Origin of the sequence: Snodgrassella gandavensis (assembly GCF_914768025.1) — a bacterium.
In the GTDB taxonomy this organism is placed as follows: Bacteria; Pseudomonadota; Gammaproteobacteria; order Burkholderiales; family Neisseriaceae; genus Snodgrassella; species Snodgrassella gandavensis.
In genome coordinates, this window is the sequence record NZ_CAJZCE010000002.1 from 275,148 (window position 1) to 287,345 (window position 12,198).

The window sequence follows — 12,198 nt, forward strand, 5'->3', positions numbered from 1 at the left end:
ATGGATAAAAAAGACAATATTCTGCGTTATTATGAAGCGGAAATGCGCTATCTGAAGGAAGCGGGGCAGGATTTTGCCGAGGCTCATCCTGAAGCTGCACAGTATTTGAAAATGCAGGATTCTCTTGAGCGGGATCCGATGGTAGAGCGTTTGTTTGAAGGGTTTGCTTTTTTAACGGCAAAGCTGTATCAAAAAATTGATGATGATATGCCGGAGTTAACAGAAAGTGCACTGGCGCTGTTATGGCCACACCATCTTCAGCCGGTTGCTTCTATGTCGATAGCACAATTGATGTTAAATAAGCAGATTTATACCAATGATCAGCATATTCCGGCAGGGCTGATATTACAGACAGCAGTTGATTCAAACACCCGAATTTCCTGTGAATATCGGACGACACAAGCAGTTGATATTTATCCTATTGATATAGGTGATTTTCGTCTGGTGCATAATGATTTGGGTCAATCTATTATTCAATTGCGTTTGCAATTACGTCAAACTGATGCTGGTCAGAATATCCGTCTGCCAGACCAATTTTCGCTTAAGTTCCATCTTGTTGGTGAAATAGAAACCAGATTAAGTATTTATCATTATTTGATAAATCATTTGGCACAGATAACTACGGATGAGGATTTTATTGCTGTAAATGATAAGCTATCACTACAACGAGCCCATTTTAACTATGATTCAGTAACTTGGTTACAACAGAGACAGGCTAATGAGCATGATTTATTGATGGAATATTTTCTGTTTAAAGAAAAATTTCTGTTTTTTGAATTAAAAGGGCTGAGTGGGAAAGATTTTGATAATGATAAACATGAGTTATTGGTAAATTGTCATTTAAAACGTGATTTTCCATTAGAATTGGTTTTTAACAGAGAATATTTAAAATTATTTTGTGTGCCTGTAATCAATCTGTTTGATCTGGGTGCTGAACCAATAGTACGTTCTCATTTACATACTGAATATAAATTATCACCCATGTTTTCGGCTCCAGAGCAGGTTACTGTGTGTGCGGTTACTGAGGTGGACTCATTTAGCCAGATTAGTGGCAACAGAAAGCGTTATTTGCCTTTTAATGAATTCAAGCATGGCAAACGTGAGTTAAATATTCTTGAACGGGACAAACCTTATTATTATATTCGTACCCGGCGAGGTATTGGCAATAAATACGATAATTTTATTAGTTTCAGTGGTGAAATGCAGGCTGATGAAGAGGAAATTTTTTCTATCAGTATTCTTGGTGCTAATGGTAATTTACCTCGACAAATCACTAAATATAATAGAATGTTAAGTTTGCATTCTCCTGTTTTAGGCGTAAAAGATGCTCAAATGGTAATGGTGCCAACAGCTTTACACTATCCGCCTGATTATAAGAATCAGCAATGGCAGTTATTATTCGAAATGAGTAATAATTATCTGGCTACATTAGATACAGGGACATTAAAAAATAGTTTGCGTTTACTTAATTGGTCTACAGCCGCTGCAAATGAAAAAAATATAGCTGCAATCAATGCTGTGCAGACTGAAATTAAACACATTATGCATCAGGGGATGATGATTAGATGTTTGGTAATTGATATTGAACTGGATAGTGCTGGTTTTATTAATGAAGCAGATGCTGCCTTATTTGCCTATGTGTTAAATCGTTATTTAATAGCTTATGCTCAGCTAAATTTAGCCATTAAAGTGAATGTAATATTGCAGCCTGAGGCAATTACTTTAAGTTGGCCAATAAATGTGGATGAAAAAATTTAATGAATGCCGGTTTGTTCAATCGCCTATTGCTGGCACCAGAAGCATATAATTTTTTTCAGTTTTGTCATTTACTGGAGTTGCATCAGATTAATTTGCGTGTACCTGATTTGCAGAGCGAAAGTGAATTGACGTTGCAGTTTTGTGCCTGGCCATATCTTGGTTTTCCGGCCAGTGAACTTAAGCAGGCTTTGCCTGAATCAGTTTATGATTACAAACTACCAGTTGTGTTTACTACTTTTATGGGGTTAATTGGTACAGATGGGGTAATGCCAAACTGGCTCATTGCAGAAAGTGCTGAAAAAAAAGATGGTATGGACAATCTGACAGCCTTTCTGGATATATTCCATCACCGTCTGATGGCTATGTTTTATCAGATATGGAAACGTTTTCATTATGAATTCCAGTATCGTGAGAATGCTTCAGATCGTCTTTCACAAGTTTTACTGACATTAATTCATGGTCGAGATACTCTGGATATTGATCCGCGTTATTATTTGGGTGTTATTAAAGAGCTAAATAAAAAAAATAAAAATATTTTCGGTTTAAAAGAAATTGTACATTATGTTATTCCAGCCGCCAGTGAGGTAGTTATAGAAGAGTTTATTCCCGTTAAATATCCGGTTACCCAGTTATCACTGGGTACAGGTATTGCATTTGAAAATGCGGTTTTAGGCCGATTTCTGTATGATGCTAATAGTCGTATAAGAATATCTGTAAAATTAAATAATTATACGACATTGAATTTATTGTATGAGAATCAGCCAGTGCGAATGATTTTAAAAACTCTGGTCAAGAAATATGTTGGTTGTACTCTGGATGTTGAACTGATGGCTACACTCAGTGCAGATCTGTTACCGTTGGCAAAATTAAATGCTACTGCACCGCAGCAATTAAGTGCAGGTGTCACAGTAGGTCAGCCTGAATCTGGTATGCAATTTTCGATTTTTCTTGGGGAGTTGTAGATGAATGTTCGTTTTTTGTCTGTGTTAATTTTGCTTATGGGGTTATCTGGTTGTGGATTGTTACAACAAGGATATGAGGATGCGCGCAAAGCAGGAAAAGAAGCTGTTGAATTGAAACATTATCATTATAATTTTAGGGTGGTTTCGGCGCATCTGTTAAATCAAACCGATAAATCGCAGCAAAATACTTTTAGAATGGTTATTTATCAATTGCGTGATGATAATCTGTTTAATCAGGCCAGTTATTATGATTTACTGACCAATGCGGATAATGCTCTGGCTGAAGAATTGATTAAAAAGGATATACGTATGATTTATCCTTTTGATACTCAGGAAGTAAGAGGAGATATTGATAATAAAACGCAATATTTGGGTTTGGTATTTTTCTTTAATAAACCAGAAGCTGATGATAAATCATGGAAAATACTGATTCCAGTGAATCAGTTAAAATTATTTAGAGACAACTATATTTTGGCAGATGGCTCGCAGGCTCAATTAAAACCCAAAAAACAGGTTAAAGATTTACTCAAAAAGCAAAAACAGGCGGAAAAAGCACAGAAAAAAGCATTAAAAGAGCAGAAAAAACAGGCACAGCTTGCGAAAAAGCATCAGCAGGCTATGCAGGAGCAGTTAGATAAATTACAACAGCAAGGTAAACAGAATGCTCAGGATAAATTGGGAAAAAAGGTACAAAAGATATTACCTGATGCTAAAAAGTAGTGCTTTAACTGCCTTGTTATTGGCTATATAGTTTAGTATTTATTGAAATGCTCTGTGTATTGCTAAATAATTAAACTGAAATAATTGTTTTTATATTAGAAAGTATAAATAAGTTTATTATGATTGATGCGTCTATTTTGGAAAAAATTACTTTAAATTTTTCTGGAGATGTTCCGTTTGATAGTCTCGACTCCAAAGAGCGCTATATTTATAGTGTGATGAATAGTATTGAACGCATTCTAAATACACGTCGTGGTAGTGTTAAACATATACCTGATTATGGGCTACCAGATCTGAGTATTATTTATCGTCATTTACCCTCCAGTTTGTCTTTGTTACAGAAATATATTACTTTTACTTTATTAAAATATGAACCACGCGTACAGGCACTGCAAATTCAGATGGTTGAGAATAAATCAACAGATTTTATTATTGCTTATGAGTTGTTATGTAAGTTGAAAGAAGTTGGCTATATTCGCTTTTCAACAACTTTTGATGGTAATGAGGCAGTAAGAGTATTTAGATAGTTTTTAGCAGATAAAAGCATTATGTAAGTTGCCGATAAAAAAATACAGCCATAAACGGCTGTATTTTTTATTTTGGTCGGAGTGAAAGGATTCGAACCTTCGACCCCTTGCACCCCATGCAAGTGCGCTACCAGACTGCGCCACACTCCGACTTCGTAAGGAAAGCGATTATAAGTGTAATCGTTTTACTTGGCAAGTACGCTATTCAGGTTATCTACTACTTTTTCGATTTGCTGACGGGTTTCCATGGCATCTATGGCTGGATTACCATCAGCATCTACCTGATTACGTGTAAATGGGTCGATATATGGTGTAAAGCTATCGCGCAATTGTCGAATTTTAATTACATCAGCACGGGTGTAGTGCTGGCCGCCATAGCCAACAACAACTCCGTGTGTCTGCTGCCAGGCAGAAAACTGTTCAGCACTGATGTCAGCAAGACGGCATAGTTCTTCAAGGGTGAAGTACCGTTGTGCAGGAATAGGTAACAATTGCTTAAGCTTGTTTTCCATTATAGTGATCAACCATGCCTTTCAATTTTTGTGAAGCGTGGAATGTGACAACGCGTCTGGCTGAAATTGGTACTTCTTCGCCAGTTTTAGGGTTACGCCCCGGACGTTGTGGTTTGTCGCGCAACTGGAAGTTACCAAAACCGGAGATTTTGATTTGTTCCCCTTGTTCCAGAGTGCTGCGAATTTCTTCAAAAAACAGTTCTACGATTTCTTTGGCATCATGTTTACTCATGCCAGCAATTTTGTCTACGAGAATATCTGCAAGTTCAGCTTTTGTCAGCGTCATATCAAAATTTCTTTCATTAAAGAGGGCGTTATTATCCCCAAATTAGTTTGTGTTTTCAAGTGTATAAATTTTTAATCGAGTAGCTTGTATGGTTGTGGTTTTATGTGCGTAATTGTGCACCAATTGTACCCGCTACATCAATGAATTTTATCATAATTTCTTCAACTTCTTCATCGGTTAGTGTTTGTTCGGCGCTTTGCAGGATAACTTTTATAGCTATACTCTTGGTATTTTCAGCCATACCTTTACCGCGATAAACGTCGAATATTGATATTTCTTGAATTGCTGGGTGATTTACTGTGGCCAAAGTGCTAATTAATTGGTCGGCAGTAGTTTGCTCCGATACGATAAATGCCAGATCACGTCGTACCGGCTGAAACTTGGATACTGGCTGATAAGCAATTCTGGCCTGAGTTAAAACGACATTTAAATCCAGTTCGAATAAAATGGGTGACTGGGGTAAATCATATTTTTGTGTCCAGCGTGGGTGCAGCTCGCCGATAACACCCACTACTTCGTTATTAATTATGATTTCAGCCGTTCTGCCCGGGTGCAGTGCTGGGTGTTGTGTGGCACGATAATCCACTGTATGTGCGCTTAATAAGCCAGCAACATCGTTTTTGACATCATAGAAATCAACATTTCGTGTTGTCACCGCCCATTGCTCAGGCAGAACTGAACCATAGGCCAGACCGGCAATTTTTTTAGTCTGAGTATATTTTTCGTCGTGTTTGTGAAATACGCGTGCCACTTCGAATAATCTTACCCGGTTTTGTTTACGGTTAAGATTGTTGTGTAGTATTTCAATGAGCCCGCCAAACAGGGTGGAGCGCATGACGCTAAGCTGGCTGGCTATTGGATTTTGCAAGCGAATTGGGTTGGTATTGCCTGCCAGATCATGTTCCCATGCTTCTTCTACAAATGCATAGCTAACAACTTCTTGATAACCGCTGTTTGCTAGTTGATGATAGATGCTGAATAGGGGTTTTTGTGTTTCTGGTAAGGCCACCATGTTTAATTTACCATTGGTATAGTCGTCTGGAATATTTTCATAACCATAGACGCGGCCAATTTCTTCAATCAGGTCGGCTTCGATTTCAATATCAAAACGGAAGCTGGGTGACGTAACTATAAAACCATCATCACAGGATTGTGGATTAAGCCCTAGATGTTGCAGGATAATGCCAATGTCTGTGGCCGCAATGGTTACGCCCAGTACTTTTGCTACTCTTGCTGTGCGTACTTTTACTTGTTTTGTGGCAGGTAAGATACCTGTTGCTTCGGTGATTGTGCCAATATCACCACCGCAGATTTCTTTTATCAGGGTGGTTGCGCGTTCGATAGCCTGTTGCTGTAAATTGAAATCTACGCCCCGTTCAAAGCGAAATGATGAATCAGAACCAAATCCGTATTGACGGGCTTTGCCGGCAATAATGTCTGGTGTAAACCAGGCACTTTCGATAACGACATTCTGTGTAATGTCTGTAACCGAGCTGGAGGCACCACCCATTAATCCGGCGATGCTCAATACCTGCTCTTCATCGGCAACCACCAGTGTATTACTGTTTAGTGTAACTGTTTTGTCATTCAGACAGGCCAGAGTTTCGCCTTCATGGGCACGACGAACAATTAGTTTACCGGTGATTTTGTCTGCGTCAAACATATGCATTGGCTGCCCCAGCTCAAGCATAACGTAGTTACCGATATCAACCAGTGGGTTGATACTACGCAGGCCACTGCGCTCCAGCCGCTGTTTTAACCATGCTGGTGTGGTAGCTTGTGCATTGACACCGCGAACTACACGGCTGAGAAAGCGGCCGCAGTCTTCCGGAGCATCGATGCTAACAGGCTGGCTGGCATCTGTTGTTGGCTGGTTAGGGCTAATTTCTACCGGGTTTAGTGCTGTCTGGGTTAGGGCACCAACCTCGCGCGCTATGCCTTTTATGCTCAGGCAATCTGCTCGGTTAGGAGTAATTTTCAGGGTAAGCAGGTTATCATCTAAATCCAGATAATCGCGAATGTTATTACCAATGGGGGCATTGGTAGGCAAAATCAGTAGACCGTTTACTTCATCGTGTAAACCCAACTCTTTGGCGGAACAAAGCATGCCGTTGGATACCTGACCGCGCATTTTGGTGGGTTTGATTTTGAAGTTACCCGGTAGGATGGCGCCAGGCAAGGCGCACGGTACTTTGATACCAGGCTGTACATTGGGCGCGCCGCAAACGATTTGTATCAATTCGCCTGTGCCTGCATCAACCTGAGTGATGTTGAGCCGGTCTGCGTCGGGGTGTTTGATTACAGATTTAACTTCAGCAATGACTACGCCGCTAAAAGCAGGTGCTGCCAGAGTGGTTTCTTCTACTTCCAGTCCGGCCATAGTCAATAAGTGTGCCAGTTGTTCGGCTGACAATTCAGGATTAACCCATGAATATAACCAATTTTGAGAAAATTGCATGATGCTTCCAGTATGTATTCTGTTGCGGTTTAATCCAAAAGTGTGGTGGTTAGCCAGTATTGACGGTTTACACGATTATTTAATCAGTTTGGATGCTGTCTCTTCACTTTTGGGATTAATGTTATTTGCTGATGAATCTGTTCCGGTTGTTATTCAGTCCTATGCACGATTCAACCTGAAAAATTCATCAGTAGTAGGTATCAGGTTATTTATGGCTTCGATATTAAAGCTAAAATCAGAAACAAAATATGATGGGCTTGATGCTATGGTCTTGTTCCTGCTTTTTAATTGTCTTTGGTTAGGTGACAATTAATTTTAATCCTGAAACTGTTTCAGGAAGTTTAGGTCGTTATCGAAAAACAGGCGTAAATCGTTGATACCGTAGCGGAGCATGGCAAAGCGATCCAAACCGATACCAAAAGCAAAACCTGTGTATTTTTCAGCATCTATGTTGACATTTTTCAGTACGTTTGGATGTACCATGCCACAGCCACCCACTTCGAGCCAGCCTCGTTCACCCATTATGTCGATTTCTGCTGAGGGTTCGGTAAATGGGAAGAAAGAGGGGCGGAAGCGTACCTGTAAGTCGTCGCGTTCAAAGAAACGACGGATAAAGTCAGTAAACACTGCTTTCAGATCAGCCATGGTAACGCCTTCTTCGATCCACAAGCCTTCTGCTTGATGAAACATGGGAGAGTGCGTTGCATCTGAATCTACCCGATATACACGTCCCGGCGCAATAATGCGAATTGGTGGCTCTTTTTTGTCCAGCATGTAACGAATCTGGATAGGCGAAGTATGGGTACGCAATACGTTACCATTTTCTACGTAGAAAGTATCCTGCATGGCGCGAGCTGGATGATTGGGCGGGATGTTTAAAGCCTGAAAGTTATGAAAATCATCTTCGATTTCCGGCCCGTCTGCTACGGTAAAACCCATGCTGTGAAACAGTTCTACAATGCGTTGCAAGGTTAGTGTAACTGGATGCAGGCCACCCAGATTCTGTCCGCGTCCGGGCAGGGTAACATCCAGTGCTTCAGCGGCAAGCTGTTGTTGAAGTTTTGCTTCATTTAGGACATCGCGTTGCTGGTTATATGCAGCCTGAAACTGGTTTTTGCACTCATTGATGTGCGCACCTGTCGTTTTGCGTTCTTCCGGTGTCATTTTTCCCAGAGTTTTTAATAAGGCATTGAGTTCACCAGTTTTACCCAGATAACGAGCTTTGACTAATTCTAATGCAGGTAAATCAATGGCTGAGTTAACGGCAGCGATGCCTTCGGCAACGATGCGGTTGGCGTTTTCCATAACGAGATTCTTTACTTAAAAATAAAACGAAGGAGTGTTTTTATGCTCTTTGTCTTGCTGCTGAATACGCTGGAATTTTTATCAATACCGAGCCTGCAATGGGCAAAACGGGCAATGTAACACGCTATAATAAGATATGTGCTAAAAGGTTATTTTAACGCGAAATTCGTGTAGCCAACAATGCTAAACGATGGTTTTGACCATGATTGGTGCTATTTGATAAGGCAGGAATACAAAAAAAGGAAACCGAAGTTTCCTTTTTTTCAAAAATCTGTCTATCAGGCCAATGCAGCTTTTGCCTGTGCTGCCAGTTGGGCAAATGCAGCCTGATCGAAAACAGCCAGATCAGCCAATACTTTGCGGTCGATAACGATGGCAGCTTTTTTCAAGCCGTTCATGAATTTGCTATAAGACAAGCCATTCTGGCGTGCTGCTGCATTAATACGCACAATCCACAATTGACGGAATTGACGTTTGCGTTGACGACGGTCACGGTAAGCATACTGACCGGCTTTCATTACTGCCTGTTTGGCAATACGATAGACGTTTTTACGACGGCCACGATAGCCTTTGGCTAACGCTAAAACTTTTTTGTGACGGGCACGAGCGGTAACACCACGTTTTACGCGAGGCATAGTTCAAACTCCTTAAGCGTAGGGTAACATTTTGTGAATAGAAGCCATATCGCGTTCATTCACCAGAGAGGTGCCACGCAATTGACGTTTATTTTTGGTGGTTTTTTTCGTCAGAATGTGACGTTTGAACGCATGAGCGCGTTTTACACCACCGTTACCCAATACTTTGAAGCGTTTTTTCGCGCTTGATTTGGTTTTCATTTTTGGCATGGGAAAACTCCATTGTTGTTGGATCAGGCGAGGGGTGGCTGTAAACAGCTCTTTAACCCGCACACCACGGTTTTTGCCGCCTGAATATTGATTTGCGCACAGCGGCGATGCACAAAGAAGCGAATTATAATATACCTGTGCTGATAAGACAATATGATAGTCATCATCCACTGTTAAGGCATGATGAGCTGGTTAAGGTATTATAGGCCGATATATGAAAAGCCTCATTTTATCTATGTAAAATGAGGCTTTTATAAGACAGACTGAAATTCAGCTAATGATTATTTCTTTTTCGGTGCAATAATCATTACCATCTGGCGACCTTCCATTTTAGGAAATTGCTCAACGGTACCGATTTCTATTAAATCAGCCTGAATACGCTTGAGTAGTTCTGCGCCCAGGTGTTGGTGCGCCATTTCGCGTCCGCGAAACCGTAAGGTGACTTTTACTTTATCACCGTCAGTCAAAAAGCGGCTGATGTTACGCATTTTGATCTGGTAGTCACCTTCATCAGTACCAGGGCGGAATTTGATTTCCTTCACTTGCACCTGTTTCTGCTTTTTGCGCTGCTCGTCGCGTTTTTTGGATTGCTCGTATTTGAATTTACCGAAATCCATTAATTTGCAGACGGGCGGTTTGGCGGTAGGGGCAATTTCCACCAGGTCCACATCGTGCTCTTCAGCCAGTTTCATGGCTTGCTGAGTAGATACTACACCCAACTGTTCACCAGTTGGACCAATCAAACGCACTTCTTTAATGGTGATTTCACCGTTGATGCGTGCTTCGCGTTCTTGAGCGATGGTCGTACTCCTTATTCACGTTTAATGAAGAGACAAGGTTTCCTGTTTCAGCTGGGTAATGAATGTCTCAATATCCATCTGACCCAAGTCTTCGCCGCCGCGTTTGCGTACGGCAACCTTGTTGTCCTGTTTTTCTTTCTCGCCTATAACCAGTTGGTAGGGTAGGCGTTGCGTACTGTTATCTCGAATTTTGTATCCAATTTTCTCATTACGCAAGTCTAAATGCACACGGAAGCCTTCTGCGCTTAAACGCGTGGCAAGTTGCCGACAGTATTCGGCTTGTGCTTCGGTAATATTCATAATTACCATTTGTACCGGCGCCAGCCATAATGGGAATGCGCCGGCATGATGTTCAATCAGGATACCGATAAAGCGTTCAAGTGAACCCAGAATGGCACGGTGAAGCATTACCGGGCGGGCACGGCCATTTTCTTCGGTCACGTATTCGGCACCGAGACGTTCTGGCAGCACGAAATCCAGTTGGATGGTGCCGCATTGCCATGAACGGCCTAATGCATCTTTAATATGGTATTCCACTTTGGGGCCATAGAAAGCACCTTCACCGGGCAATTCTTCCCAGGTGACACCACAGGCATTCAGGGCATCACGCAATCCCTGTTCGGCTTTGTCCCAGATAGCATCAGAACCAGCACGTTTTTCCGGACGCAGGGATAATTTGACGGCTACGTCGTTAAATTCAAACTGGCGATAAATACGCATCACCAGTTCGTTGAATGCTTTGGCTTCGCTGACAATCTGGTCTTCTGTGCAGAAAATATGTGCATCATCCTGAGTAAAGCCACGTACGCGCATCAGGCCATGCAGGGCGCCGGAAGGTTCGTTGCGGTGGCAGGAACCAAATTCGGCCAGACGCAATGGTAAATCGCGATATGAGCGCAGACCCTGATTGAAAATCTGGATATGGCCGGGGCAGTTCATGGGCTTAACGGCATAAACACGTTTTTCCGATTCGGTAATAAACATGTTTTCCTTGTAGTTATCCCAGTGACCGGATTTTTCCCATAGGCTGCGATCCATAATCATGGGTGTTTTGATTTCCTGATAGCCGGCGGCAGTAAGTTCGCGGCGCAGATGCTGCTCAATAATCTGCCATAGTGACCAGCCTTTTGGATGCCAGAATACCATGCCCGGCGCTTCGTCCTGCAAGTGGAATAAATCCATTTGTTTGGCTAGTTTGCGGTGGTCGCGTTTCTCTGCTTCTTCTATGCGCTGGATATAAGCGTTTAGGTCTTCCTTACTGCCCCAGGCTGTACCATAGATGCGTTGCAGTTGTTCGTTTTTGGCATCTCCGCGCCAGTAGGCACCGGAAAGTTTGGTTAGTTTGAAATTTTTCAGGAAGCGGGTGTTGGGAACATGTGGACCGCGACACATGTCTACGTATTCCTGATGGTAATAAAGACCCATTGCTTTTTCATCTGGCATGTCTTCAATCAGGCGCAATTTGTAGTCTTCATGGCGCTGTTTGAATACATTAATGACTTCGTCTCGTGGCGTAATTTTTTTGATTACATCATAATTCTGTGCAATCAGTTCTTTCATGCGAGCTTCGATAGCTGCGATGTCTTCGGGGGTGAATGGGCGTTCGTGCCAGATGTCGTAATAAAAGCCATCCTCAATTACTGGCCCGATAACCATTTTGGCTTCAGGATATAGCTGCTTAACGGCATGACCAATCAGATGGGCGCAGGAGTGGCGAATGATTTCGACACCTTCTTTATCTTTTGCGGTAATGATGCTGACCTGTGCATCTTCTGTTACCTGATCACATGTATCTACCAGCTTGCCATTAATTTTCCCGGCAATGGCGGCTTTGGCCAAGCCTGCACCTATGGAAGCGGCGATTTCGGCAATGCTTAAAGGCGCTTCAAACTGACGGACAGAACCGTCTGGCAGGGTAATGTTTAACATGCATACTCCACAAACAACAGACCAGATTCGCTTGATACAAGTGAGAAAATCAAATGGCTGCTTTTGATTATATTTATAAATTAAAGGGATAGGTAT

The 12,198-nt window shown here is 41.8% G+C and carries 13 protein-coding genes and 1 tRNA gene; 5 read left to right on the forward strand and 9 right to left on the reverse strand.

Annotation, left to right across the window (positions count from 1 at the left end; all coding sequences use genetic code 11):
- From tssF to tssE, 4 genes are all read left to right on the forward strand, one after another.
- Complete coding sequence (gene tssF, locus MJ764_RS03050; protein ID WP_239324500.1) at positions 1–1,758, forward strand: type VI secretion system baseplate subunit TssF; 1,758 nt, start codon at positions 1–3, stop codon at positions 1,756–1,758.
- Positions 1,758–2,720: a type VI secretion system baseplate subunit TssG gene (gene tssG, locus MJ764_RS03055; RefSeq protein ID WP_239324502.1), complete on the forward strand. Its 963-nt coding sequence runs from the start codon at positions 1,758–1,760 to the stop codon at positions 2,718–2,720. Before tssF ends, tssG begins: the two co-directional genes overlap by 1 nt.
- Positions 2,721–3,440 (forward strand): type VI secretion system lipoprotein TssJ, encoded by a 720-nt coding sequence (tssJ, locus tag MJ764_RS03060; RefSeq protein WP_239324503.1) that lies wholly within the window; start codon positions 2,721–2,723, stop codon positions 3,438–3,440.
- Positions 3,441–3,559: 119 nt separating this feature from the next.
- Positions 3,560–3,967 carry a type VI secretion system baseplate subunit TssE gene (tssE, locus tag MJ764_RS03065; RefSeq protein ID WP_239324504.1) on the forward strand — a complete coding sequence of 136 codons (408 nt, stop codon included), beginning with the start codon at positions 3,560–3,562 and terminating at the stop codon, positions 3,965–3,967.
- Positions 3,968–4,040: 73 nt separating this feature from the next.
- Here the strand turns inward: tssE and MJ764_RS03070 are convergent.
- From MJ764_RS03070 to pheT, 4 genes are all read right to left on the reverse strand, one after another.
- Positions 4,041–4,117 (reverse strand) — tRNA-Pro (locus MJ764_RS03070).
- Positions 4,118–4,152: 35 nt separating this feature from the next.
- Entirely contained in the window at positions 4,153–4,479 is a 327-nt protein-coding gene (locus MJ764_RS03075) for a hypothetical protein (protein WP_239324505.1), read from the reverse strand.
- Complete coding sequence (locus MJ764_RS03080) at positions 4,463–4,765, reverse strand: integration host factor subunit alpha (RefSeq protein WP_239324506.1); 303 nt, start codon at positions 4,763–4,765, stop codon at positions 4,463–4,465. Before MJ764_RS03080 ends, MJ764_RS03075 begins: the two co-directional genes overlap by 17 nt.
- Before the next feature lie 100 nt (positions 4,766–4,865).
- Positions 4,866–7,223 (reverse strand): phenylalanine--tRNA ligase subunit beta, encoded by a 2,358-nt coding sequence (gene pheT / locus MJ764_RS03085; RefSeq protein ID WP_239324507.1) that lies wholly within the window; start codon positions 7,221–7,223, stop codon positions 4,866–4,868.
- Between pheT and MJ764_RS03090 the strand changes: the two genes are divergently transcribed.
- Positions 7,222–7,536, forward strand: coding sequence for a hypothetical protein (locus MJ764_RS03090; RefSeq protein WP_239324508.1), 315 nt, complete (start codon positions 7,222–7,224; stop codon positions 7,534–7,536). The genes pheT and MJ764_RS03090 overlap by 2 nt on opposite strands.
- A 2-nt stretch (positions 7,537–7,538) precedes the next feature.
- Here the strand turns inward: MJ764_RS03090 and pheS are convergent, their stop codons facing one another.
- The 5 genes from pheS to thrS form a co-directional block, all read right to left on the reverse strand.
- A complete protein-coding gene (gene pheS, locus MJ764_RS03095) occupies positions 7,539–8,528 on the reverse strand; it encodes a phenylalanine--tRNA ligase subunit alpha (protein WP_239324509.1) in 990 nt (329 codons plus the stop codon).
- Between the two features lie 278 nt (positions 8,529–8,806).
- Positions 8,807–9,163, reverse strand: coding sequence for a 50S ribosomal protein L20 (rplT, locus tag MJ764_RS03100; protein WP_025330521.1), 357 nt, complete (start codon positions 9,161–9,163; stop codon positions 8,807–8,809).
- 12 nt (positions 9,164–9,175) lie between these two features.
- Positions 9,176–9,373: a 50S ribosomal protein L35 gene (gene rpmI, locus MJ764_RS03105; protein WP_100137933.1), complete on the reverse strand. Its 198-nt coding sequence runs from the start codon at positions 9,371–9,373 to the stop codon at positions 9,176–9,178.
- A gap of 281 nt (positions 9,374–9,654) precedes the next feature.
- Entirely contained in the window at positions 9,655–10,188 is a 534-nt protein-coding gene (gene infC / locus MJ764_RS03110; RefSeq protein WP_174828828.1) for a translation initiation factor IF-3, read from the reverse strand.
- Between the two features lie 6 nt (positions 10,189–10,194).
- Entirely contained in the window at positions 10,195–12,102 is a 1,908-nt protein-coding gene (gene thrS / locus MJ764_RS03115) for a threonine--tRNA ligase (protein WP_239324511.1), read from the reverse strand.
- Between the last annotated feature and the right edge of the window lie 96 nt (positions 12,103–12,198).